Below are 26008 nucleotides of genomic sequence, written 5' to 3' on the forward strand. Positions count from 1 at the left end.
CTAATTCACAAAAACATATTTACTGAAAATTTCGACTATATTTATGCAACGCTAGTGATTTTTTCTGCATTTTACACGCCTGAACTTATCTGATATACCATATTATCACCATTAAGCTTAACTAACGCAGTATTTACTAAAGCAATTGTAAACGCTTGGTAATCTTGTTCTGGAGAAACTATCATATTACTCGAATACCATGACATTGTAGCACCATTAGTATTCTCCCAGTATTTGGCTACAGTCTTAATGTTTTGCCATGACTCACTTGAACTAGCCGAAACTCCACTACCAGAGATGCCTAGAGAAATGCTTGCAGAATTCCTTAAGTTTGCTGAACCTTGCCATGTTGTTCTTATTCTTTCAACTGTCCATGTACCATCATATACTGCTGAAACTTGATAATCCCATTGTAAAGTATTACCTGATTTAGTAGAGAAAGTACTTCTCCAAGTATTTGAAGTCAATGTACCTTTACCTCCAGGAATCGAGTATTCCTTGGCTTGACTAGACTGTATAGTTACATCCCCAGATTTATCTTTTTTGTTCTTTATTTTATTAATTCCTTCCTGCTCCAAATAATGTTGAATTGGACTGAATCCTGACATATCTGTTTGAGGTTCTTGTTTTTCTGCAAATCCAGCGACTGGCAGAGACATTATAAAAACTACAGATAAAACTAAACTAACAATTTTTTTCATAACCAAAACTCCCTCTCTTAAAATATTAATATACCAGTGGTTTGAGCCGTTGGTGGGGTGTCAAAAGATTTTATTGAAAACCAATGTAAATCATCATCTGTTGATATACTGCAATTTACTTCTCCATAAAATTTTTAGTTCACATTCTTTTTTTTCATCAAGGTGTTTGCTACGGTTCCATAAATAGACACACTCCTTTCTAATTATTTTTTTACAAACAGATGGGATACTAATAGGTTCACCCCCTTTTTCAGATTTGTCTTAGAGCAAAGGGGTTAAGTAGTAGATTAAGGTTTAATTTCCCTTTGCAAAGGTTCTTGTGGTCACTACTTAACAACGATAAAATTCGATTCATGAAACTCCCTCCCTTTTTTCGGAATTTCAAAATATCATTTGGGTATTATTGATGGTAACTTTCTATATAACAAGACGTTTCTTTTGTAGGGAAAGATTCGTTTTTTAAAAAACTTGTTTCAAAATCGAATCTCTTTTAATAAAACTTGCGTCTTACCCATTGAAATCATTATGAAGGGAGTAGAAATGATGCGAAATTTAAAATTGTTAGGAATCCTATTATTAACTGTGGTTTTGATCGGTGGATTTATATTACCGGAAAGTAGTTTGGCAGAGGGAAAATATCAACTTCCTCCAGCGCCAACGGAAGGAGAAGCTTCTAAGAATCCTAAAAGGGGAGAAGGGAGCATAGAAACTAGGATCCAAGCCACGCAATTACTTATGGGAGGGAAGAGTTTTATTAGTGCTTCAGGAACTACTATAACCGTAAGCGGAAATACCACAGCATACTCTTCAGTCGACACGATAGCGGTTAATCTTTATTTACAAAGATGGGATTCGACAAAAGGTCAGTGGGTGGATGTTGTTTATATGGGGGAATTTAAAGATTACAATACATCTGTAGTCTCTGGTGGGAAAGATGTACTGGTTGTTGCCGGTTATTACTATCGAACTCGTGCTCTACATTGGATAAACGAAGGAGGTACAGTGGAACAAGGAAATAGCACTTCGACTTACATTTATGTCGATTAATGAAAAGGGGGACTTGTTTAAGCCCCCTTTATTGAATGGATTTGGCAATGTTGATAATTTCTTCCCTAGAGAGTTTCCCGGATATTGAAAAATAGTAATTTGACGTCACCCAAACCAATTCCAAAGTTTCATTTTTATATGTGAGCAAGCGTGCTTGCTGCCCATGAATGTTTACTTCTTCGATTTTAGTATCTTCTTCATCTGCCATCACGGACGCACCAAATGAATCATCGATCGTTTTTTCGTATATCATAAACATACGTTGACTTCCTTGATAATGTAAATAAACTTCCTTGTTTGGCTGATTTTTTTGCTTAATTACCGTTACGGAATTTAATGTAAATTCTTCAGGTATCTTCTGAGGAATTTTGATCGTAAAGGCGGTTTGTTTTTGGGCCTCTTCCAAACTCATTTTTTCTGACGTAATTTCTGACCCTTCTATAATAACAAAATCCTCAGATGTTGGCGCGTTTTCATCTTTGTCCGGCAGGTTCCCTACATTGACAAATAATTGAACGATCGTACCCTGTACTTTATGAAACATTTCTGTCAATTTGGCAAAGGCTGAGCTGTTATTAGGTTTCCATAATACAAAAATCATAACCACCATGATACAGGCCACATAAAAAAGCTTGGATCTAAAGAAAGGCCAACTTCTTTTCGTATATTTATTTTGCTGTGGTTCATGTAATCGCTGACTTAATTGCTCCCATGCCTCCTGAGTGGTTAACGGGGGTGGAGGACTATTTTGGATTTCTTCCCTGACCGCCTCTTTAATCCATTGATCGATATCACGATCAGTTGATTTTCTCATGATTGACCACATCCCTTACATCTGGGTTGTTCTCTAATAATTTTTTTAGCGTTAATCTTGCCCGGTGAAGCCGCGATTTCACAGCACTAACACTTATTTCTAATACTTGAGCAATTTCTTTATCATGTAAATCGTACTCATATTTTAAAACAATGACTTGTTTGTATTCCGCTTTTAGCCCGGCAATGTTTTGTTGGATCAAGTTTTTCAAGAATTGTTCCTCAATGACCTGCTCGACGGAAGATTCTTTTGCATGGTTTATGGTTTCATCTATCATGACGTTTTCTGCAACAAAATCGTTTCGTTTTTTACTTTTCTTAAAAAATCAATAGCCGTCCTAGTAGCAATGGTTCCCAACCATGCTCCTAACTTATGACCGTCCTCAACCTTGTGCATGTTCTGAAATGCTTTAAAAAAGGTTTCCTGCACAACATCCTGTGCTAAATGTCGATCCTGTATGATAAAATAAGCTGTGTTATATACACGATGATAGAACATTTCGAATATGACTCGTTCTAACTGATGTTTTTCTGATTGAAACTGGGGTATAGAATCTTTCATTATATACCAGCCCCCCTTTAAGTTTATGTCATCGTCTTTTTAAAAATAGGCGACATAAAAGATTATAATTTTTCTTCCTGCAATTTCTTCATCAACATTTCTATATCTATACCAAAGTTTAATATTTTTTGATTTATAGAGGTCATATGAAGTATGTCAGGTAGAATATCCCGGAATGGATGATTATAAATATCAGATTTACGATAAATGGGTGTCTTTGTTTTATGTAACCCTTCTGTAAACAAGATCTTCGCTCTTAAGGCTTCAAAAGAATACCCTCTGCCTAAACGATTCATTACTCTGATTAGACTGTTAATCGATTCGGTATAGGCGTTTGTAATTGGATGATCAAAATAAGCGAATATTTCATTTCTCCAATTCTGAACGGCTTTTAACAAAGAATTAAAGGCATAATGAATCTCTACCGGCAACTTTGATTCCCATGCTTTGTATCTAGTAAATGGACTTACTTTATGTGAAGGGTTGTCCCATATTTCAAAGAAAGATTCCTTGGCGTGATAGGCTTTCCCAAGGGCTTCAAAGTTGTTCACCCAGGTATCAAGTATTAATTGTTCCCGTTCATCTAAATCGTGTTTTCGTTTCAGTAAAATGAATCGATTATGCATGAGTATTCTTCTTTCTTTTGCCGATAATTGAGACCTTATCTCTTTTCTCACGGTTTCCAGAGCATCATTTGCCATCCGTACCACATGAAATTTATCAACAATAATCTGAGCTTGTGGCAGGATTTGTCTAACAGCATCTCGATACGGCTGCCACATGTCCATGGTGACATATTGAATGCGGTTTTTATTAGGAAGTTTGGATAGGTATTGAATCACCGTGTCTTTATTTCGGTTCGGCAAGATATCTAGCATCGTTCGCTCTTTAATATTGGTAAAGATACAGCGTGGTTTTATTACATGAATTTCATCAATTCCTAGCCATTGCGGTGTCTCAAATATAATCTTTTCCTCCAAACGATTGACATAATCTCAAAAGATATTCCGTACTGTTTTCTCGTCTATACCGATTTCTTCAGCAATACTGACAAGTGTATGGCTAAGGGATTGTTTTTCAATATATTCAACCAATCTTTTAGTACTTGCCCGTTTTTCATCCATCACATTATCCAAACGTTCCCAAAATGTTTTATTGCATTCCCGGCATTTATAACGTTGTCGACTGACCACTATTCCGACTCGCTTGCCATGCATCGGTAAATCCATGTATAACTGTTTTCTATTATCATGTTTATATAGATTGGCTACACATCCGCAATGAGGACAAAAAGAAGGTGGAGAGGCAGACTCCGCTAGTATTTGATAGTTATTTTTATCTTCAAAAACGTTTAATACCTTTAATTGTGATAGATTCAATATGTTCATCGTATTGCCTCAAATCTATTTTTAATCAAGAAAATATTAGAATTATTAAAATATTATACCAAAAGGGTTCTTTGTCTTCCACCAAAAAATCCGATTTATAGAAATGAGGTAAAATGTTTGTCTTTAACTGAATTCCACCACATAATCCGAATACCCTAAAAATCTTCTGCCAAGGCACTAGATGAAACTAATAATTGAGAATCAATCGTACTCATAATGGCTGCTAAAATCGCAGCAAGTAAGATCCCTGCAACCCATGGGTTAAATAGAATCTGTACCATTTGGATAAACACTTGCTCTTGGTCAGCCAACCCATTTTCAAAACCTGTTATACCTGCTTGGTGATAGGCGATTCCAATAAACCCAACAAATAAGGCTCCCCATAAAGCAAGTACTACCCATGTAACAGCAATCAAACGTGATTTTTTGATCTCGTTTGCGGAACGGATCCCCATAAAGCGGACTAAAATATGAGGTTGCCCAAAATATCCTAGTCCCCATGCCATTAAGGATAAAACGGCAATGAGGTCAAAATTCGTGTTGGTTGTTACCCAAAAAATTTCCTTCGCAGCATCATAACTGACGGTCTTAGTTGAATCTAACAAATCGGGGTTTAATGCGCCTAAATGATTCCAGAGCTCTCCAATCCCACCAATCTGTGTAATCGTCACAATCGGTACAAATAGTAACGCCAAAAACATTAGACTTCCCTGAACAAAATCTGTCCAGCTAACAGCTAGATAACCACCTAAGAATGTATAGGAAATAATAACAAATGCCCCTACAAAAAGTGCAATTTTATAATCCATCCCAAAAGTACCTTCAAACAATTTACCTCCAGCTACAAGTCCTGAAGCTGTATAAAATAAGAAGAAGGTTAAGATTAAAAATGCGGAAATAATACGAAGTAAATGAGTACGGTCTTTAAAACGGTTCTCAAAGTAATCGGAAATCGTAATTGAATTTACTACTTCTGTATAACGTCGTAAACGCTTTGCAACGAATTGCCAGTTTAAATAAGTCCCTATAGCTAAACCAATCCCAATCCACATCGCACTTAAACCTGAAGCATATGCGGCACCAGGCAGTCCTAATAAGAGCCATCCACTCATATCGCTTGCTTGAGCGCTTAAAGCTGTAACCCAGCCATTTAATGATCGTCCACCTAGCACATAATCATCAATGGTATTCGTCTTGCGATAACTCCAAATACCAATTGCAATCATTAATAAAATATAAAAAACAAAGGAAACTATGGTTTCTATCGCCATGTGCATCTTTATTCCTCCCTCCTTTCAAGAAAATAACTAATCATGGAAAATACAACAAGTAAACTCATTGGCACATAAAGCCAGAACCAAGTAAACGTAGGTAAAGAATACTCCATCCCATCCTGCACCTCCTTGATTGTTTCATTTAAGGTGATGTTGCAATTTTGTAAAATAATTATATCATACCACTTTAGATCTAAATAAACTGAAAATTTGAAAAATAAAATATCTAATTTTTATTCTCTTTAAGATTATATTTAATCAAAAGCTTTTTCAGAATCAGATTGTCATTTCAACGCTCAAAATAAAACCCTAGTTCTAAGCTAGGGTCATTTCATCTTTATTATAAATTTTATTGGAATGGATTGATTTTCTTATCCTTGTTCTTGATCCTCTTTATGCACTTCAGAGATTCCTTCTTCTCCTTCTTCATTTTCAATGTATGCCTCATACGCTTCATTTCGAATCACATCGATTTGATCATCGCTTGGATTCCCATCCATGTCGGTAATAATAAAACCTTCAACTGGTTCGACATACCCATCTGGTTCCCGACTCTCTATATATAAATGGTCATAATCAGTTCCATCACGAAAATAATCTGCCGGATTAGAAGTACCAAATCTCGCTATCGCTTGCCATGCATCTTCTCCATCAAACCCAATCGTTTGATCTTCTTTTTCGTCTAAACTTGTGCGGCCAAAAGGTGGAGTAAGAAATTCTTCCTCAATAGGTCTTTGCAACGAGATTGAATTATTAGTTTGATGTTTAATACAATATTTAGCATAAGGAACAGCTTGTAGACGTTCAAAGGGAATCTCTTTATGACAAGTTAGACAATAACCATAGGATCCTTGTTCCATTCGTTCTAACGCTTCGTTAATTTGTTCAAGTAAATGGAAATGATTCTCTTCTAAAGCAATATCCTTCGACCTTTCAAAAAGCTCAGTACCAATATCCGCTGGATGATTATCATATCCTGATAATTCTCCAATTGAATCATTCATATTTTCATCTAATCCATAACTGTTATTATGTTTCATTTCCTCTAGAATTTCATTTTTTTCTTCAATCAATTGTTTTTTTAACTGTTCTAGTTTGTCCTTTCTCACCATAACCACTCCTTACCTTATGCTTGCATCCACATTTAATTGAGCTTGGACAATCTTTACTATTTCAGCGATATAATCACCAATAATCGGTAAATTAAGAGCACCAAGTTTTTGTAAAAAATAAATAATCGTCGCCGCAAAAATGGTAAATCCTAAGGCGATGCCTATACCCCTGGCAATTCCTGTCATGAGATTAAGAAAAAATAGTCGTCTTGGTTTATTTAATAAGGCGATATAATCGGCGATCTGAACCCGTTCCATTTGAATGGCTAATTCATCTAATTTTTTTCCAATGGTTTCAATCGTATGTGAGTTGGATTTATCTGCCATCTAATTCCCTCCTAAATCATTAAAGATAGTTTACTCCTTTTATATTAAATCTAAGCATCTTTTGGTTATAAAAGAATAAAAAGCTTAGGAATTTATCTCCTAAGCTTTTTATCACAAAATATTATTCGGTTACTAAATCGTGGTAGTGCTCTTCTACAATTTCAGCACAAGTTGGGCATAATTCTGGGTGCTTATGTCCTACTTCAGGACTAACTATCCAGCATCGCTGACATTTTTCTCCTTCTGCTTGAGTTACATGAACACTTAATCCTTCAAGTTGCATCGCATTTTCTGGTGCCTGTTCTTCTTTCACGTCCACATGGGAAACAATAAATAATTTATCTAAATCATTAAATTGATTTAATAATTTTGCGACCTCTGTTGATGGATAGATCGTAACAGCTGCAGCAAGTGAATGGCCGATTAACTTATCCTTACGAGCCACTTCTAAAGCTTTTAAAACCTCATCGCGGACATCTAAGAATTGTTCCCATTTCTCCATCAATGACTGGTCTACTTCAATATGAGACCAATCCGGAAATTCAGTAAGCTGAACGCTAATCTCGTTCACTTCAGGGATGAATTTCCAAATCTCATCAGCTGTGTGAGGGAGAATAGGTGCAATCAATTTCACTAATACCAATAAAACTTCATATAATACGGTTTGAGCTGCTTTTCGAGTTGGTGAATGAAGTGGTTGGGTATATAAACGGTCTTTAATAATGTCTAGGTAAAATGCACTCATGTCGACGGTACAGAAATTGTGAATCGATTGATAAACACTATGAAATTCATAAGCATCATAGCCCTTAATGACTTTATCAATCAATTGTTTGGTTCTCATCATGGCAAATTGATCAAGTTCGTTCATCTCTTTCAAAGCGACTTGATCTTTTTGCGGATTAAACCCTTCTAAATTACCAACTAAGAATCTTAAAGTATTCCTAATTTTTCGGTATACTTCTGAGATCTGTTTCAAAATGTTATCGGAAATCCGAACATCTGATTGATAATCAACAGAAGCAACCCAAAGACGGAGAATATCTGCTCCCAATTGATCAACAATCTTCTGCGGCACAATCACATTCCCTAAGGACTTAGACATTTTTCTACCTTCGCCATCCAAGGTGAAACCATGACTTAAGACTGCTTTATAGGGTGCTTTTCCCGTTACAGCAACGCTGGTAGATAGGGAAGAATTGAACCAACCACGATATTGGTCAGAGCCTTCTAAATAAAGATCGGCTGGTCTTCGTAATTCTTCTCTTGCTTCTAAAACACCTTCATGGCTTGAACCAGAGTCAAACCATACATCCATAATATCTGTTTCTTTTCTAAAATGAGTTCCCCCACAAGATGGACAAGAAGTGCCTTCTGGTACCAACTCATCCGCCTCTTTGGCAAACCATACATTAGAGCCTTCCATTGCTACTAAATCTGCAACATGGTGAATGGTTTGATCGTTAAGAATCGTTTCTCCACAATCCTTACAATAGAAGATTGGAATCGGTACGCCCCAAATCCGTTGGCGAGATATACACCAATCTCCTCGATCAGCAACCATATTATGCAACCGTAGTTCTCCCCAATGCGGAACCCATTTCACATTTTTAATTTCTTCTAACATCGTTTGACGAATCGGTTCAATCGACGCAAACCATTGTTCAGTTGCCCGGTAAATCACTGGTTGTTTTGAGCGCCAATCGTGTGGGTATTGGTGTTTAATAAAGCCAAGTTTGAGAAGTTTACCAACTTCAGCTAGCTTTTTTGTCACCTCTTTATTAGCATCTTCATAGAACAAACCTTCAAAGCCGGGTGCTTCTTTTGTGAATTTCCCTTGGTCATCGATTGGCGATAAGACATCTAAACCATATTTCTGGCCAACATAAAAGTCATCTTCTCCATGACCAGGTGCAGTATGAACGCATCCTGTTCCAGCCTCTAATGTTACATGCTCACCAAGAATAACAGGTGAGATTCGATCATAAAATGGGTGTTTTGTGACTACCCCTTCTAACTCTTCACCCTTAAATTCCTTAACAATTTCTACATGCTCAAAACCAATTTCTTCTTTCACATGGTCTAATAGTTCTTTAGCCACTAAATATTGTCCAGATTCTACTTTGTATAGGACATAATCAAATTCCGGATGAATAGAAATAGCAAGGTTTGCTGGTATGGTCCAAGGTGTTGTCGTCCAAATGACAACATTTGAACCCTCTGGAAGTTTACCTTTTCCATCAACGACTTCAAAAGCTACATAAATCGAGGCAGAACGTTTTTCTTTATATTCAATTTCCGCCTCGGCTAGTGCAGACTCAGAAGAGGGTGACCAATAAACAGGTTTAAGCCCCTTGTAGATGAGTCCCTTTTTTGCCATTTCGCCAAATACTTTTAATTGTCTTGCTTCATATTCTGGCTTTAGGGTAATATAAGGATTTTCAAAGTCTCCTCTTATACCTAAACGTTTAAACTGTCCCTTTTGCTTTTCAACATAAGAAAGAGCATAATCTCGACAACGGTTTCTAAACTCAATCGGTCCAATTTCATGACGGTTAATTTTTTCATTTTTAATAATAGCATGCTCGATTGGTAATCCGTGAGTATCCCAACCAGGAACATAAGGTGCATTATAGCCCTGCATGGTTTTAAAACGAACGATGATATCTTTCAAAATCTTGTTCAGTGCATGGCCAATATGGATATCTCCATTCGCATAAGGAGGACCATCATGAAGAATAAATGTTGGCTTCCCTTTTTTTGATTCCTGCACTTTTTGATAAATATTGATCTCATCCCACCATTGCTCAATCTCTGGCTCTTTATTTGGAAGATTTCCTCTCATTGGAAAATCTGTTTTTAACAGATTTAATGTCGTCCCATAATCCATTCAACTCACTCCTTCTTACAACTTTTCAGCCCATAAAAGCAACGGCTCACTTAAAAGCCAATTCCAATCCCTTTTATAAGGCTTCACGAATATGAAAAAAAACCTTCTCATCCAAAGTCAAGGGACGAGAAGGTTACCCGCGGTACCACCCTAATAGCGTATATAGCCACTTATAAAAGATAACGGATTAAACCGACTTTTCTTACTTGTTTTTCAATGCATTCAGAAAAGTAACTCATGGGTGATATTCAACATAGTCCAAATTACTAGGCTCACACCAACCCTAGCTCGCTTAAATCTGGGGTCTAGTTGACAGATCCCAATCCTCGTTTCATATTCGTTTCATTTGTTTATTTAATGATATGCAGTATACCTAATTATTGACTCAAAGTCAATGGTTTATACGCTAACCCGATCCTCTTCTTCAGTTCTCTCAAGCTCTTCCCAGCTTTGAGATTCTAACATCTCAAGCTGTGCTTCTAAAAGAGTACGGAATCTCGTACGATAAATGGCTGCTCTTTTTTTCAATTCTTCAATTTCTAGGGAAATCGTTCTTGATTTCATTAGAGACTCGTTGATGATACGATCTGCATTTTTTTCAGCTTCTTTGACAATCAATTGCGCTTCTTTTTTTGCATTTGCTTTCACTTCTTCAGCTGTTTCTTGCGCTACAATAATCGATTTACTTAAGCTTTCTTCAATATTAGAAAAATGGCTAAGTCTTTCATTTAATTGTATTATCTTTTCCTCAAGGTCTTTGTTTTGGCGAATTAAAGCTTCATAATCTTTAATCACTTGATCCAAAAATTCATTTACTTCATCTTCATTATACCCACGAAACGCTTTACTAAATTCTTTGTTATGTATGTCCAATGGTGTTAAAGGCACCAAAAACACCTCCAAATCATATTTTGTCATACTTATTTCGACATAGAATCCAAAAATCCTGCAATTTTTTTAGCTCCATCGACCTATTTTTACACGGATACGGCCTTTTTTGGTGATTCCTTCGTCCTCTAAAAACTTAAAGCGACCAAATCCATTTAAAGAAACGATATCACCTACTTGAAGCTTATAATCGGTTTGATCAATGATTTGCCAATTTACTTTTAAATGTTTCCCTTTAATCCATTCAGATATTTTTGTCCGAGACAGTCGAAAAACATCACTCGATATCGCATCAACACGTAGCGAAGAAACGGTCAAAAACATTTCCTCAATCTGTTGAATTGGGGGTTTTACATTTTCTCTAGCGATTTCCTCAAGTCGAACAGGAACCCTTCCTACATGAGTAAGCTGCATTCTAATATAATCAGCAACTTCACTAGCAACAATGTATTGTTTATCCGTATCTGAAACAAGGATATCTCCAAATTTTTCACGTTTTATTCCAATATTCAAAAGCGCACCCATGTAATCCCTATGAGTTAATGTTGTAAATTTATTCTCCCCAATCACTTTAAAAAAGGTTAGCCCCATTTCCTTAGGATCATAGGAAAAATAATAGGGTGCAATCAGCACTCTACCTCTTTCAGCTTCAGTATATCCCCCATCAAAAAACATCGTCAGATCCATAGAAGAATTGACGATGTTTTGAATGATTTGCTTTTGCCTAGGGTCAACAAAATCAGTTCGGATAGAAGTATGAGTCTTCTCTGCTCGCTCTACCCATTCAATCACCCGTTCTACAAAAGGCTGCTCTTCTTTACGATAATGATGCATAATATGATCATGTGACATGTAAGTTCCCCCAAAGATGATTACTTTACAAATGCTTTATAAGAATAAAAATCTTAAAACAGTTTTTAGCCCTTCTCGGATAAAATCAAGTGCGAAAAAGGCAACGATTGGTGAAATATCAATCATCCCAATAGGTGGGATAATTTTTCTAAAGGGTCGTAAATAAGGTTCGACAAGTTTACCTAATAGTTCTCCTACAGGCGTTTCTCTCATTTGCGGAACCCATGACATCAAAATATAGGCAAAAATAAGCCAAAAATAGATTTGAAAGATTGTATCTACGATTGAAATAATAGAGTACATTTGTTATTCATCCTCCTGAAGAATTTCAGTAATCGCTCCTTCAATATCAATATTTTCTGGAGTGCATAAAAAGATACTTGTACCAATTTTTTTGATGTCACCATTCAAAGCATAGACACAACCACTTAAAAAATCTACTACTCTTCTCGCTTGATCTGGTGAAAGTCGTTGTAAATTAACAATAATCGGGCGATGAGACCGTAAATGATCAGCAATCTCCTGTGCTTCCTCATAGGATCTAGGTTCAGCTAAAACCATTTTTACATTTTTCTGAGTATGTAAGCTTACGACATTATTATTTTTGTTTCTTCGACTTAAAAAAACCTCATCTTCAGATTCTTGACCTTCTATCTCTTCTACAACCTCTTCATCCTGAAGGCCCAAAAAACCCATGATTTTCCCCATCATTTTTTCATTCCTCCATTCAAATGTTTATACTTCTCCTTTAAAAAGAACTGTACCTAGACGAATAAATGTTGCCCCTTCTTCGATGGCAACCTCAAAATCGTTGGACATACCCATTGATAATTCATGAATTGTGTATCCTAGAATGCCATTATCATTAATCTCATCTCTTAATTCCCTTAATCGACGAAAAATAGGCCTTATTACCTCTTTTTCTTCAACAAAGGGAGCCATTGTCATTAAACCAACAATGCGAATAGAATCTAATAAACGAACTTTTTCTACAAATTCAAGCAATTCTTCTGGTGCTAAACCAGATTTAGTCGTTTCTCCAGAAATATTCACTTGAATAAAGGCTTGTACTTTTAGATTTTGTAATTTTGCCCGCTTATTGATTTCTTGAGCCAAGGAAAAACGATCAAGGGAATGAAGGTAATCAAATTTTCCAAGTAATTGTTTTACTTTGTTAGTTTGTAAATGCCCGATAAAATGCCATGTACCTTGATCTTTAAGTACTTCATATTTTTTTAGTACCTGTTGAACTTTATTTTCTGCAATATGGTCTAAACCAAAGTCTAATACTTGTTTGGTTTGATCGATATCTAGATATTTTGTAACTGCAATCAATTGGATCTCCTTTGGGTCTCTACCACTTCGTTCACAAGCAAACCGTATCCTTTCTTTTACATTCAGTACATTTTCTTTTAATTGCACAACTTACTCATCCTTCCTAAGTCCAATCCAAGCAGCCATACGCCCTGTTTTTCCCTGTTCTTTTCGATGTGAAAAAAATAAATCAACATTGCAATTAGTACACCATGATGAAATTTCGATATTTTCCGGCAAAATTCCTGCTTCTAATAGTATTTCTTTATTTATTTTTTTAAATCTAAATCAAAATGCCCATTTTTCTTGTCGATCACCATTTCTGGTGGAATAAATTGAAGCGAAGATTGCATTGGATTGATGACTTGATCATTGACTTCATAGCAGCACTGACCAATCGCTGGACCGATCGCAACTTGAATATCATTGACGTTTGACTGAAAAGAATCTACAAACGTTTGAATCATTTTTTCTGCAATTTTTAGAACCGTTCCTTTCCATCCTGCATGAGCCAATCCTATAATCTGTTTGATAGGGTCATAAAAATAGATTGGAACACAATCTGCAAAATAAACCGTTAATACGATATCTGGAATATTTGTTACTAGGCCATCTGTATCTTGAATCGCATCTTCGCGAATTCTCCGTCCTTTTCCCCTCTCAGCAAGGGTAACCACTTTGATATTGTTCCCATGAACCTGTTCAGCTGAAGTCCAAGCATCAAAGGAAAACCCTAATGCTCTGGCTAGTATCTGGCGATTTGCTACGACATCTGTTGGGTCATCCCCTACATGGAGTGCCAAATTCATAGATTGGTAGTTGCCTTTACTTTGACCACCCTGTCTAGTAGAAAAACCTACACTTAGATTAGGATTCTCTTGTTCCCACTTTTTGATCACAAGATAAGGTATCGGTTTGTCTACTTGTACAAACGCTTCCATATCAACACTCCTTTTCTCCTATATTATCATAGAATATGGGTCGATTCACCAAATAAAATAACCCACAAAAGTGAAGACTTCCTTCGAAGCCAATTCATATTACTTTTATGGGATCCATGAATATTTTAAAAGAAATGCATAATGATATTTTAATTTGTTTTTCTAAAAGGGTCATACTCATCCAATTCAGTTGAACGATAGGATCGATCATCTAATTTCACTAAAATTACATCTAATCCAATTTTTACAATATTTTTCCAAGGAATAATATACTCAGCCCCATTTGCAAAAAGTCCGAATAATTTTCCTTGACTGGGGACGATCAATGCTTCAACTCGTCCATTTCTTAAGTCTATATCTAAGTCTTGTACCGATCCTAATTTCTTACCATCAAATATATTAATGACATCTTTCGTTTGGAACTCTGAAATTTTAATCATTTTCAGCTCACCCAATCTTTTTCTTCTTTCCTAATATATATATGTGAAGATTGCCAAAAATGTACCATTAAGAAAAGGTTTGTATATTCATCTGCTTATGGAATATACAAACCTCTAAATGACAAGCGGAAGAAAGTTTCTTATTTTTTAATAAAGGTCAACCTTATCAGATTGACCTCACTAAGCAAAATGATTTATGTTTTGATATACTTATGCATTTGCTGAATAGCGGCCTTTTCTAACCTTGACACTTGGGCCTGAGAAATGCCGATTTCTTCAGCTACTTCCATTTGGGTTTTTCCATCGTAAAACCTCATCGATAAAATCATTTTTTCTCGATCATTAAGACGATTTAGCGCTTGTTTTAACGCAATTTCTTCTACCCAATGGATATCCTTATTTTTATCATCACTAATTTGATCCATTACATAGATCGGATCTCCTCCATCATGATAAATCGGTTCAAATAAGGATACCGGATCTTGAATTGCATCTAAAGCAAAGACCACGTCTTCTTTTGGCACATTTAATACTTCAGATATTTCATAAATCGTTGGCTCAGAAGACTTTTGGGTAGTTAAAGCATCCCTTACTTGAAGTGCCTTGTAAGCAATATCGCGAAGGGAACGTGATACTCGAATTGGATTATTATCCCTTAAATAACGTCTAATTTCTCCTATAATCATTGGGACGGCATAGGTGGAGAATTTCACGTTTTGGCTGAGATCAAAGTTATCAATAGCTTTCATTAACCCGATACACCCAACCTGAAATAAATCATCTACAAATTCGCCGCGATTATTAAAACGTTGGATGACACTTAAGACAAGGCGTAGGTTTCCATTCACCAATGTTTCCCTAGCCGAATGTTCACCCTGTTGCATGGCTTGAAAAAGTTTTCTCATTTCCTCATTTTTCAAAACAGGTAATTTGGATGTATCTACACCGCAGATTTCAACTTTACTTCTAGACAAGATTCTCCCTCCTATCGGAGTTACGTTACTGTAAAGTATCTCCTTAGAGGGAAAAATTTATGCTTTAAATCATTTTATTAAATTCTTTTCGCAATCGTTTGATAATTCTTTTTTCTAATCTTGATATATAAGATTGAGAAATACCAAGGATATCAGCAACGTCCTTTTGAGTTTTTTCAATCCCATCATTAAGGCCAAATCGGAGTTCCATAATCACTTTTTCTCGATCATTTAATTTTTCTAATGCTTTCTTTAATAATTTTTTATCAATTTCATCTTCAATGTTACGAAAAATGGTATCATTTTCTGTTCCTAAAATATCTGAAAGCAATAGTTCATTACCATCCCAATCAATATTTAATGGTTCATCAAAAGATACTTCAGTTTTCACTTTATTGTTACGTCTTAAGAACATCAAAATTTCATTTTCAATACATCTGGAAGCATAGGTGGCTAATTTGATTTTTTTATCAATATCAAATGTGTTTACCGCCTTAATTAGCCCGATCGACCCAATAGAGACTAAATCTTCTATATTTACTCCTGTGTTATCAAATTTTCTTGCAATGTAGACAACAAGACGAAGATTTCGTTCGATTAACATCGACTTTACTGCATTATCTCCTGTAGGCAGCTTCTCTAATAGAAGTTCTTCCTCTTCTCTTGTCAAAGGAGGTGGAAGAGTTTCACTTCCTCCAATATAATAAATCTCCTCTGTTTTCAATCCAAGTAGAAATAATAGACGATACCACAATAAAATCAACTGGATCTTCCACTTTGCTAACATATGAGACCCCCTTGAACAATGAATTAGGATTATCCTGTTAATAATTCAGGATGTATAATAGCTGAATAGCTGTGGTCATTGGAAAGATGACCATAATCAAGACCGATTAAAACTTTGGTATGTGTCCAATGTGTTTGGTTCTCTGAGGAAATCACCACCTTATCAGGACGAATACATAATAAAAACTGCATCTCTTTTGATACGCTGCGAAAGGGGACTAGATGAATTCTAGTCTGCCATGCTGGATCGATATTCTTCGTTATTTCTTCAAGCGATTCCAAATGAAATTGTCCATGTTGATAAGCTGTCTGGAAAATAGTAGGTAAAAATGACACGGATTTAGCTTCTAAAATCATCACTGGTTTTCGAGTAATTGGATCATAAAGCCGATTCCCGGTATCCACCAATCCTTTACATTGATGACGATGTTCGAGAACCTCTATCTCAACATCTACATAATGTTGTTCGACATTTCCTTTCCGTTCAAGGGACAGGAATGTACGATTGGAGAAAAACCATACCCCTAAAACAGCAATCACGATAAAAAGGAGCAAAAAAAATGGATTTGACGAATGAGTCACGTACACACCTTTTATGACTTCATGATCAATTTGAAAGAGGTACTGTAAAGCAAATACCCCACCGCCCATGAGAAAAGAAACAAAATAAAAGGTGGCCAACGTTCTAACCATTTGGAGCAGATGTAAAAAACCAAATGAGACCCATAACATTAAAATTGAGATCAGAATTTTTGTTAGTAAAACATGTGCTGCACTCAAATAAGGAATAAAAAATACCATCGTATACGCTGCTCCGATCATTGCTCCTAGCGTGATGCGGATCTTCTTGATTTTTAAGTGAAGAAACTTGGCAGTCGTTAATAAAATTAGTGTATCGATCATAAAATTAAGTAAAAGGATTAGATCCAAGTAAAAGACCATCTTCTCTTTCTCCTTTTCATTCATAAAGGAAGAAGTGAGAATAGTATATAATATATCTATATTCAAAGTCTGTCTAAACTTGCCGACAAGCTATCGATTTTTTTGTCGAAAAAACATTTTTTTAAAAGAATAGAAAGTGATGCTTTCTTTTGCATACAAAAAAGACCTAACACGAATGTGTTAGATCTTTTTTATTCTTTAAATGAAATAATTTATGAAATTATTTATTACGGTTTCTTAAAAAGGTTGGGATGTCTAAGTTGTCGTGGTTATTTGCAAATGGCTTAATATTGATTTTGCCTGAAGAATTTTGACCTTGATCCTTTGTAGTTGTTTTAGTTGTAGCTTGTACTCGATTAGGATCATCATCAAAGCCAGTTGCAATGACTGTAACAATGATTTCTTCTTTTAAGTTCTCATTGATTACTGCACCAAAAATCATATTCACTTCCGGATCTGAAGAAGATGCAACAATATCAGCTGCCTCGTTTACTTCGTATAAACTTAGATTTGCTCCACCTGTAATATTCATAAGAACACCTTTTGCACCATTAATTGACGTTTCCAATAATGGACTGCAGATTGCTTTTTTAGCTGCTTCTGCTGCTCTATTTTCACCAGTTGCAATACCAATGCCCATCAATGCAGAGCCTTTTTCCGTCATAATGGTTTTTACATCGGCAAAATCCAAGTTAATTAATCCAGGTACTGCAATCAAATCAGATATTCCTTGTACTCCTTGACGAAGTACGTTATCTGCTTGACGAAATGCTTCTAACATCGGTGTATTTTTGTCGACGATCTCTAATAAGCGATCATTTGGAATCACAATCAGTGTATCCACTTTTTCCTTTAATGCAGCAATTCCTTGTTCTGCTTGTAGAGACCTTTTTCTTCCTTCGAAAGAAAAGGGTTTAGTAACCACTCCGACTGTTAAAGCACCTAATTCTTTGGCAATTTCTGCAATAACAGGTGCTGCACCAGTTCCTGTACCACCACCCATACCAGCTGTAACAAACACCATATCAGCGCCTTTTAGACTATTTTCAATCGTTTCTCTACTTTCTTCTGCAGCTTTTTTCCCTATTTCCGGATTTGCTCCTGCCCCTAATCCTCGTGTTAACTTTTCTCCAATTTGCGATTTAGTTACAGCTAAAGAACGGTGAAGGGCTTGTGCATCTGTGTTCACTGCGATAAATTCAACGCCTTGAACGCCAGCTTCAATCATGCGGTTAACAGCATTACTGCCTCCGCCGCCAACACCTATTACTTTAATTTGGGCTAATTGCTCCATATCCAGATCAAATTCTAACATTCATTATCCCCCTCACTTATCGTGATCGCTTTTCTAGATGTTCTAAATAAATTCGCTAAACCAGTTTTTGATCCGTTCAAATGGACTTACACTTCTAGATTTTCGCTTTGGCTTAGATGATGCTGTTTTAACCACTAATCCATGATTTGCTTTAATCATTTTTGTTGCGTATTTAATTAAACCCACTCCACCAGTGTAAGATGGGTCTTTTACACCAATGTAATCTGGAATTGCAATACGAACAGATGGCTTCAAAACTTCTTGGGCCAAACTCAGAATTCCATTCATCCCCATCACTCCACCAGTAAGGACAAACCCACCTGCTAGTTCCTTTGTGTATTCTAAACGATGAACTTCTTCTTGGATAATTTCAAACATTTCTCTAAGTCTTGGTTCAATAATATGAGCTAAATCTTCTTGGTTAAATTCCTTTTCCACGTTACTGCCAATCCGAGCGACTTTAAATATTATCTCGTTATTAGATTCCTCAATACTTGCAATTCCATATTTTAATTTCACTTGTTCCGCGATATCTGTTTGGGTTCTTAGCCCTATAGAGATATCATTTGTAATATATTCCCCTCCAATCGGAAGTTCCGTGGTTTTTACAATACTTCCTTGTTCAAAAATAGAAAGGGTTGTCGTTCCTTTCCCTATGTCTACTAATGCCACACCAAGATTCATTTCATCTTTAGAAAGGGCTATATGACTAGCTGCTAATGGCATTAAAATAAATCCTGCAATTCGAAGTTCAGCTCTTTCAATCGTACGCATCAAATTATGTATGATCGTTTTCGAACCGGTAACAATTGTTGCTTCGACTTCAAGTCTTACACCATACATCCCTCTTGGGTCTTTGATACCTGACAAACCATCAACAATATATTCTTTAGGAATGACATCGATGATTTCTCTTTCAGGAGGTAAATTAATTAATTTAGCTGCTTGAATCACTCGATCTATATCTAATTCACTGATTTCCTTGTCTTCACTAGATACAGCGACGACTCCATGACTTGTTTGTAAATCTATATGGTTACCAGAAATCCCAACATAAACCTCATCTATCGTAATTCCTACCATTCGTTCAGCATGGTCAACTGCCTTACGAATCGACTGTACGGTTTGATCAATATCAACAATTGCTCCCTTTTTAATGCCTTCAGAATCTGCAGAACCCACTCCAATAATATTTAATGACCCATTATTCACTTCGCCAATGATGACTCGAACCTTGGACGTACCGATGTCTAGACTAACTATACTATCGTTGCTCAAATCTTTGGCACCCCCTCAAAAAATATCTAGTAATCTCGTTAGTTCATTTAAAGATAAAAGGCTTTTTATAAGTTATTCCACACATTTTAGTGTTTTCCTTTTTTTTCTATGATTTTTTCAACATTTTTTGTCTTATGATACTTTCTTATGTCTTTCGCTAAAGTTTGTCAATAAGAGTCTGCGAATGACTGCTAAATTATTAAATAATCTTACACCAAAAGCAAAAATAGCAGCTAAGTATAAATCCACACCTAATTGAACACCTAAAAATACAATCCCTGCAGCTAACAAGGTGTTAAAAAAGAATCCTGAAATAAAAATCTTTGTATCAAAAGAATGTTCTAAACTGGCACGAATTCCCCCAATTACTGTATCAAGAGCGGCTAAAACAGAAATAGATAAATAATGACTATATTCTTCTGGTACACGAAGATCAGAACTAAAGCCTAAAACTAATCCGATAATAAGTCCAAGAATAGGCAACCACATTATTTTTCACCTACCTTTACCGGTTTCATATATCTGGGATTAATATCACCATTATATGCAGGGATTTGAATTTTTTCTTGTTCAGCAATAATCAATTCTTTGTTAAGAATTTTAAAATAATCCTGCAGCCCGGCAATCTGGATTCCAGCTTGAATCATTTTTGCATCACCAATTGCTTTAATTTCATAAGGAAAGGTAATGAATCGATTATTGACTTGAATTCGATTTCCTACATTTCGTATCGCAGAAACAGATACCAATCGTTGATCATTGATCGAAATCGCTTGTGCCCCATTACCAAACATTTCATTCACCAATGTTCTTAAATCGTCATCTACAATTTCATTTTCGTCCTCTTCACCAATCTCTGAAAAAGAAGAATCCATAGCTGTAATTCGAACAATTAATCCTTTTCCTTCAACAGGAATAGTTCCTGCTAAGAGCTTCGCATGACCTAATTCATCCGAGATGATTTGGGAAATTTGTTGATTTTGGTTGTTATTTTTGTATTGGTTAAGCAATTGTCGTTTTTTAGACAAATCATTTAAAAGATTATTTTTCCGTTCTAATTCTTTACTTAAATTCGAACGTAATTCTGTAATGTCCCTAGCTTCCATCTTAAACGTATTTTGTGTTGAATTAAACTGAATAGATAACATAAATCCAATAATGACACTAATGATTGTAATTGTATAAGAGATCTTTCGTTTATGAACTTGCATATAAAATCTTCCTTTACGGATTAAGTATTGTTAATCGATCAGTATTAAGTGTTCCAATAAAACCTGGGATTACGATATGATCCATCTTTTTTGTAGAGATTTGAATATTCCATAAGCGTAATGTCTCTAACACTCCCCCTGGCATTTCTAATCCAGCTAATAAGGTATCAGGATCACCAATGGCTAGTATTTCAAAAGGGGGTGCTTTTTTAATAGAATTCACAAGAATGGTTGGCCCTACACAACGAATCGAACTAGAAGCAATCATACGTTCACCATTTACACTTATCGCCTCTGCACCAGATGCAAATAATTCATTCACTACTTTTCGTAAGTCTTGTTCATGAACTATATAACTAGAGACATCACCCTCAACTTCTTTTGCTTGTTTGCTATCGTTTAGAGTCACCGAAAGACCTGGCCCCTCTACAGAGATCAGTCCGGCAATCATCCGGGTGTTATCTAATTGTTCGCGAATTTTATTAGCCTCATCTTCATTGCTGATCAAAGATTGTTCAAATCCACGAATTTCTTCTTCAATTTCTTGAATCTGCTTTTCAAGCTCTTGATTTTCTTTTTTTGATTGACAATCTTTTCTTGTAATTCCTGTTGTTTGTCCAATGTTGAAAAAGAAAAATTACTATTAAATCTTCTTATACTTGTGGATTCATACTGAAAAGCGATTAAAAAACCAAGCAATAAAAAAACAATTGTGATATAAATTTGCCATCTATTAATTTTCATTATTTGGTTCACCACTATTTTTATATTCTTCAAATCGTATCGAATCTAGTAAATAAATATCACCTAGATTCTTCGTTTTCGCTTTTAAGTTTTCGAGAATACTAGAAAGTAAGTTTAATTTTTTACTTAATTCATCTAGATGGACATGCAAGCGATAACCCTCTCTCGTATAAATCAACACTTGATTGGTATCAATCATATTGGGTTCATTTTTTATCTCTGATAATTCATCCAATATGGCTGGGTCTACCTTTGCAAGTTCTCTTGCTAAAGTAGGAAGCTGATCATTATTCTTCCATTCGGAAATAAGAGGCCGATTCATAACGATTTGATCAGTTTTTTTCTGAACAAGATATCCATTCTCTAAAACAGGAACCCACTGTTTCTTTGAATATAGAAAAGCGATCGGTTTTTGTTCTAGAATTTGAATCCGTAATTTCCCAGGATATTTTTTCTCGACCTCTACTTTTTTGATTTCTGGTAACTCCAACAATCTATTTTCAAGGGAAGAAGCTTTTAAAAACCAATAATGCATGTTTTGATGTAATTTTCCTTTTTCGTAAATCTCTTTTTCGGTTAATAGATTCAATCCTGTGATTTGGATCGAAGTGATTCTACTAATGGGTAAATTAAAATAGGTGATCATAGCAATCAGAAGAAAAAATAAAAAAGATACCGTAACAACTTTCTATTTTTCTTTGGTATCATTACCTGTTTTTTGAACTGCGGAATTGTTTGATAGGATTGGTACATTTCTTCTCATTCCTTTATATCCAACTCAGTCTTCACTTTATCTCTCATTTGATTATGAAAAGCGGCATATAAAATGCCGCTAATTTTCAGATTCTCGCAAAATTTTTGCCCCAATTGCATTTAAAGACTCTTCAATACGCTCATAACCACGATCTACGTGATGAACCTGGTGAACAATCGTTTTACCTCTAGCAGCTAAGCCAGCTAAAATGAGAGCAGCTCCTGCCCTTAAATCGGTTGCTTCAACATGAGCTCCTGTTAAATAGGGAACGCCGCGGATATATGCTGTGCTTTGGTCAATCCTGATATCAGCACCCATTCGAATCAATTCGTCTACATGCTTAAATCTAGAATCAAATACCCTTTCCTCAATGATGCTAAAACCCTGTGCAAGCGTTAACAGTGTCATCATTTGTGCCTGCATATCTGTTGGGAAACCTGGATAAGGTGAGGTATAGATCTTTTCAACAGCTTTTAGAGGGGTCATCCTTTTTACGACCATTATATCATTGTCGGTTTCAATTTCAACACCAACACGTTTTAAATATTCGATCACAGATGTTAAATGCTCAGGTATGACATTATTTAGTTCGATACTTCCTCCAGCAATACCTACCACAGTTATAAATGTTCCGGCTACAATCCGATCTGGAATGATTTGATAAGTAATTGGTACAAGTTCTTCAATACCCTTGATTGTAATCACATCTGTTCCTGCCCCAGAAATTTTTGCCCCCATTTGATTTAAGAAATTCTGCAAATCAACAATTTCTGGTTCTTTTGCTGCATAAATGATCTTTGTTTCTCCCCTAGCTTTTACAGCTGCCATCATAATATTTTCAGTTGCGCCTACACTTGGATAATCTAAAGTAATGACCGTTCCTACTAATTCCTTTGCTGTACAGGTAATCAAACCGTCACGATCGATAATCTTAGCACCAAGAGCCTCTAAACCTTTCAAATGAAGATCAATTTTCCTTTCACCAATCGCACAACCCCCAGGTTTTGAAACGCTCACTTGGTTAAATCTAGCTAGTAAAGGACCCATGAGGAAGATCGATGATCTCATCAAACGCATGAGTTCTTCAGGAACCTTTGTTGATAAAATCGAACGAGTATCGATCATCACCGTATGATGGTTAAAATCTACTTGTGCCCCCAAAGAACGCAAAATTTGAATCATCACATCAATATCTAGTAAATGTGGAACATCTTGAATCACATGTGTTCCTTCTGCTAATAGAGAGGCTGCCAAGATAGGAAGTGCAGCATTTTTAGCACCCTGTACTTTTATTTTACCAGACAGAGGCCTTCCACCTTCGATGATCAACTTCTCCAAAGTTCCACCTCCGTTTACCCCTCACCTACCACTTCAATTTCTGTAGTCAATTTTATTTGGTATACTTCATACACTCGTTCTTTAACATGTTCAATTAATGTGAGCACATCCTTTGCCGATGCCTGACCTATATTCACGATAAAGTTAGCGTGCATCATAGAAATTTGGGCTTCACCCACTTGATATCCTTTAAGACCCAGCTCTTCTATTAATCTACCTGCATAATCATTTTCTGGATTGCGAAATACACTTCCAGCGCAAGGCAAATGATAGGGTTGAGTTTTTCTTCTTCGATCCTTGAATCGAGCCGTATCTTCTGCAATTTTCTTTTGATTCCCTGGTTTTAGTTTAAACGTAGCAGATAGAATGATGCCTCTTTTCTGTTGGAGGATCGATGAACGGTAACTAAATTCAAAGTCTTGATTTTTCCAAGTAACGATTTGTCCGTTCTCTAATAAGACCTCTGCCTCTTCAAAAACATGGGAAATGTCAGAACCGTGGGCACCCGCATTCATATAGATGGCACCCCCAACCGTTCCAGGAATTCCACCAGCAAATTCAAGTCCTGTTAATCCTTGTTTTGCTGCTAAATTTGCTAATCGAATCAGAGAAACACTAGCTCCTACGTGAATATAAGATCCATCAAAGAGGATTTGATTAAACCCCTTATTCATATGAATAATAGCACCCTTAAACCCGTGATCCAAGACTAGGAGATTAGAGCCTTTACCAATCACTTTCCAAGGAATCTTAGCTTCGTTTAAAATCATTAAGGCATCTAATAACCCTTTTTGATTGTCAGGCTCAATGTAAATTCTTGCTGGTCCACCAATTTTCCATGTGTTATGCTTTGATAGCGGCTCATTTTCAACAATTTTACCAATAGGCTGGTCTTTCAGTTTTTGAATCCAGTCTTGCATCTTCTATCCTCCTAATCACGATATTCTCTCACTGGGCTATACGATATACTATGCCTAAATCATTATAGTGTGACAATCGCCTAATTTTTATGATCCATGAAAGTCATCATTTCTTGGTAAAGGTTCGTCGCTGCATCTGGTTTCCCAATCTTTTTAGCTGCATGAGAAAATTTCTTCCTTCTCTCATCATCCATTAGCCAGCGAATTGTTGAAAGTAAATGTACACCATTCAACTCTTTTTCTCGAATCATTTTTGCAGCACCTTGGTTTTCCATCCATTTAGCATTCTTCTCTTGATGATTATTCGTAACATAAGGAGAAGGAATAAGAACCGAAGGAATTCCGAGAGCAGTAATTTCTGCTAAAGAAGAAGCACCTGCACGACTCACAATGAGATCTGTTGCTGCCAATACCTCTGGCATATTGTATAAATATGGATAGATAGACACATTGCTTAAATACTGTTCATCAACCATTTTTAATTGCTCATTGATTGTCTCAAAATGAATTTCTCCTGTAACAAAAACAAAGTGATACTCTGGATATTGGTGCAATTCAGGTAACATCTCAAGAAATGCTTGGTTAATCGCCTTTGCTCCTCTACTCCCCCCAAAGACTAAAATGATTTTTTTATCCGCAGAGAGATGTAAGGCCTTTAAACCATTCTCTTTGTTCGCATGAACAACTTCAGTCGCTCTTGGATTCCCTGTAAGACGAATTTTTTTGGCTTTCTTAAAATGCTCTCTTGCCCCTTCAAAACTGATAGCTACAAGATCTACATAACGTGATAAAAATTGGTTGGTAAGCCCAGGAATCACATTTTGCTCATGAATGATCGTTCGTACTTTTTTTTGACTTGCTGCATAAAGAACTGGTCCGCAAACATAGCCACCAGTTCCTATAACAAGATCAGGTCGAAATTCCTGTATGTATTTCTTTGATTTTTGAACCCCTCTTAAAAACCGAAGTGCCGTTTTTATATTTTCAAAGGATAATTTTCTTTTAAATCCTGAAATTTCTATTTCAACAAAAGGAATCTCCGCATTTTGAACGATTTTTTTTCTAAGCCATTTTTAGAACCAATATATAGAAATTCTGCATTTGGCTCATGCTTCTTTATCTCTTTCACCATCGCCAATGCTGGATAAATATGCCCACCGGTTCCTCCACCAGATAAAATAACTCTCATATCATCAC

The 26008-nt window shown here is 36.0% G+C and carries 26 protein-coding genes, 3 pseudogenes and 1 other annotated feature; of the genes and pseudogenes, 1 reads left to right on the forward strand and 28 read right to left on the reverse strand.

Features of this window, described 5'->3' with window-relative positions; genetic code table 11:
• Positions 1 to 71: 71 nt before the first annotated feature.
• Positions 72 to 701: a hypothetical protein gene (locus U473_RS06690; RefSeq protein WP_068724641.1), complete on the reverse strand. Its 630-nt coding sequence runs from the start codon at positions 699 to 701 to the stop codon at positions 72 to 74.
• Between the two features lie 543 nt (positions 702 to 1244).
• Between U473_RS06690 and U473_RS06695 the strand changes: the two genes are divergently transcribed.
• Positions 1245 to 1748 (forward strand): DUF6147 family protein, encoded by a 504-nt coding sequence (locus U473_RS06695; RefSeq protein WP_068724643.1) that lies wholly within the window; start codon positions 1245 to 1247, stop codon positions 1746 to 1748.
• Positions 1749 to 1776: 28 nt separating this feature from the next.
• Here the strand turns inward: U473_RS06695 and U473_RS06700 are convergent, their stop codons facing one another.
• From U473_RS06700 to murG, 27 genes and pseudogenes are all read right to left on the reverse strand, one after another.
• Positions 1777 to 2562, reverse strand: a complete 786-nt coding sequence (locus U473_RS06700) for a DUF4367 domain-containing protein (RefSeq protein ID WP_068724645.1) — start codon at positions 2560 to 2562, stop codon at positions 1777 to 1779.
• Positions 2546 to 2839 (reverse strand): RNA polymerase sigma factor, encoded by a 294-nt coding sequence (locus U473_RS14235; RefSeq protein WP_082732407.1) that lies wholly within the window; start codon positions 2837 to 2839, stop codon positions 2546 to 2548. The genes U473_RS06700 and U473_RS14235 overlap by 17 nt, the downstream gene beginning before the upstream one ends.
• A complete protein-coding gene (locus tag U473_RS14240) occupies positions 2836 to 3123 on the reverse strand; it encodes an RNA polymerase sigma factor (RefSeq protein WP_082732408.1) in 288 nt (95 codons plus the stop codon). Before U473_RS14240 ends, U473_RS14235 begins: the two co-directional genes overlap by 4 nt.
• A 62-nt stretch (positions 3124 to 3185) precedes the next feature.
• A pseudogene (locus U473_RS06710) lies at positions 3186 to 4511 on the reverse strand (ISL3 family transposase).
• A gap of 155 nt (positions 4512 to 4666) precedes the next feature.
• On the reverse strand, positions 4667 to 5788 hold the full coding sequence (putP, locus tag U473_RS06715; RefSeq protein WP_068724648.1) for a sodium/proline symporter PutP: 1122 nt from the start codon (positions 5786 to 5788) through the stop codon (positions 4667 to 4669).
• Positions 5789 to 6156: 368 nt separating this feature from the next.
• The gene (locus U473_RS06720) at positions 6157 to 6894 is read right to left on the reverse strand and encodes a TraR/DksA C4-type zinc finger protein (protein WP_407701920.1); all 738 of its coding nucleotides are present in this window, start codon (positions 6892 to 6894) and stop codon (positions 6157 to 6159) included.
• Between the two features lie 12 nt (positions 6895 to 6906).
• Positions 6907 to 7224: a DUF5665 domain-containing protein gene (locus tag U473_RS06725; RefSeq protein WP_068724652.1), complete on the reverse strand. Its 318-nt coding sequence runs from the start codon at positions 7222 to 7224 to the stop codon at positions 6907 to 6909.
• Between the two features lie 121 nt (positions 7225 to 7345).
• Positions 7346 to 10114, reverse strand: a complete 2769-nt coding sequence (gene ileS / locus U473_RS06730; protein ID WP_068724655.1) for an isoleucine--tRNA ligase — start codon at positions 10112 to 10114, stop codon at positions 7346 to 7348.
• A gap of 117 nt (positions 10115 to 10231) precedes the next feature.
• Positions 10232 to 10450 (reverse strand) — a binding site (T-box leader).
• A gap of 63 nt (positions 10451 to 10513) precedes the next feature.
• A complete protein-coding gene (locus tag U473_RS06735) occupies positions 10514 to 11002 on the reverse strand; it encodes a DivIVA domain-containing protein (protein WP_068724657.1) in 489 nt (162 codons plus the stop codon).
• A gap of 69 nt (positions 11003 to 11071) precedes the next feature.
• Positions 11072 to 11854 carry a YlmH family RNA-binding protein gene (locus U473_RS06740; RefSeq protein WP_068724660.1) on the reverse strand — a complete coding sequence of 261 codons (783 nt, stop codon included), beginning with the start codon at positions 11852 to 11854 and terminating at the stop codon, positions 11072 to 11074.
• Positions 11855 to 11890: 36 nt separating this feature from the next.
• On the reverse strand, positions 11891 to 12157 hold the full coding sequence (locus U473_RS06745) for a YggT family protein (RefSeq protein WP_068724662.1): 267 nt from the start codon (positions 12155 to 12157) through the stop codon (positions 11891 to 11893).
• A gap of 3 nt (positions 12158 to 12160) precedes the next feature.
• On the reverse strand, positions 12161 to 12565 hold the full coding sequence (locus U473_RS06750) for a cell division protein SepF (protein ID WP_068724665.1): 405 nt from the start codon (positions 12563 to 12565) through the stop codon (positions 12161 to 12163).
• 24 nt (positions 12566 to 12589) lie between these two features.
• Positions 12590 to 13276 (reverse strand): YggS family pyridoxal phosphate-dependent enzyme, encoded by a 687-nt coding sequence (locus U473_RS06755; RefSeq protein WP_068724667.1) that lies wholly within the window; start codon positions 13274 to 13276, stop codon positions 12590 to 12592.
• Between the two features lie 3 nt (positions 13277 to 13279).
• Positions 13280 to 14109, reverse strand: a pseudogene (pgeF, locus tag U473_RS06760) (peptidoglycan editing factor PgeF).
• A gap of 149 nt (positions 14110 to 14258) precedes the next feature.
• Positions 14259 to 14549, reverse strand: coding sequence for a YlmC/YmxH family sporulation protein (locus U473_RS06765; RefSeq protein ID WP_082732409.1), 291 nt, complete (start codon positions 14547 to 14549; stop codon positions 14259 to 14261).
• A gap of 194 nt (positions 14550 to 14743) precedes the next feature.
• Complete coding sequence (gene sigG, locus U473_RS06770) at positions 14744 to 15523, reverse strand: RNA polymerase sporulation sigma factor SigG (protein WP_068724669.1); 780 nt, start codon at positions 15521 to 15523, stop codon at positions 14744 to 14746.
• A gap of 64 nt (positions 15524 to 15587) precedes the next feature.
• Positions 15588 to 16310 carry an RNA polymerase sporulation sigma factor SigE gene (sigE, locus tag U473_RS06775; protein ID WP_068724672.1) on the reverse strand — a complete coding sequence of 241 codons (723 nt, stop codon included), beginning with the start codon at positions 16308 to 16310 and terminating at the stop codon, positions 15588 to 15590.
• A 29-nt stretch (positions 16311 to 16339) separates the two neighbouring features.
• Positions 16340 to 17251, reverse strand: coding sequence for a sigma-E processing peptidase SpoIIGA (gene spoIIGA, locus U473_RS06780; RefSeq protein WP_068724674.1), 912 nt, complete (start codon positions 17249 to 17251; stop codon positions 16340 to 16342).
• A gap of 220 nt (positions 17252 to 17471) precedes the next feature.
• Complete coding sequence (gene ftsZ / locus U473_RS06785) at positions 17472 to 18566, reverse strand: cell division protein FtsZ (protein WP_068724676.1); 1095 nt, start codon at positions 18564 to 18566, stop codon at positions 17472 to 17474.
• Positions 18567 to 18608: 42 nt separating this feature from the next.
• Positions 18609 to 19844: a cell division protein FtsA gene (ftsA, locus tag U473_RS06790; protein ID WP_068724679.1), complete on the reverse strand. Its 1236-nt coding sequence runs from the start codon at positions 19842 to 19844 to the stop codon at positions 18609 to 18611.
• Between the two features lie 132 nt (positions 19845 to 19976).
• Complete coding sequence (locus tag U473_RS06795; protein ID WP_068724681.1) at positions 19977 to 20333, reverse strand: small basic family protein; 357 nt, start codon at positions 20331 to 20333, stop codon at positions 19977 to 19979.
• Complete coding sequence (locus U473_RS06800) at positions 20333 to 21055, reverse strand: DUF881 domain-containing protein (RefSeq protein WP_068724683.1); 723 nt, start codon at positions 21053 to 21055, stop codon at positions 20333 to 20335. Before U473_RS06800 ends, U473_RS06795 begins: the two co-directional genes overlap by 1 nt.
• Positions 21056 to 21068: 13 nt before the next feature.
• The gene (locus tag U473_RS06805; protein WP_082732411.1) at positions 21069 to 21563 is read right to left on the reverse strand and encodes a DUF881 domain-containing protein; all 495 of its coding nucleotides are present in this window, start codon (positions 21561 to 21563) and stop codon (positions 21069 to 21071) included.
• 225 nt (positions 21564 to 21788) lie between these two features.
• A complete protein-coding gene (locus U473_RS06810) occupies positions 21789 to 22445 on the reverse strand; it encodes a cell division protein FtsQ/DivIB (RefSeq protein WP_068724685.1) in 657 nt (218 codons plus the stop codon).
• Between the two features lie 186 nt (positions 22446 to 22631).
• The gene (gene murA / locus U473_RS06815; RefSeq protein ID WP_068724687.1) at positions 22632 to 23891 is read right to left on the reverse strand and encodes a UDP-N-acetylglucosamine 1-carboxyvinyltransferase; all 1260 of its coding nucleotides are present in this window, start codon (positions 23889 to 23891) and stop codon (positions 22632 to 22634) included.
• Positions 23892 to 23905: 14 nt separating this feature from the next.
• Positions 23906 to 24811: a UDP-N-acetylmuramate dehydrogenase gene (gene murB / locus U473_RS06820; protein WP_068724690.1), complete on the reverse strand. Its 906-nt coding sequence runs from the start codon at positions 24809 to 24811 to the stop codon at positions 23906 to 23908.
• A gap of 80 nt (positions 24812 to 24891) precedes the next feature.
• A pseudogene (gene murG / locus U473_RS06825) lies at positions 24892 to 26000 on the reverse strand (undecaprenyldiphospho-muramoylpentapeptide beta-N-acetylglucosaminyltransferase).
• Positions 26001 to 26008: the final 8 nt, after the last annotated feature.

It is taken from the genome of Tepidibacillus decaturensis, assembly GCF_001561915.1.
Lineage (GTDB): Bacteria > Bacillota > Bacilli > Tepidibacillales > Tepidibacillaceae > Tepidibacillus_B > Tepidibacillus_B infernus.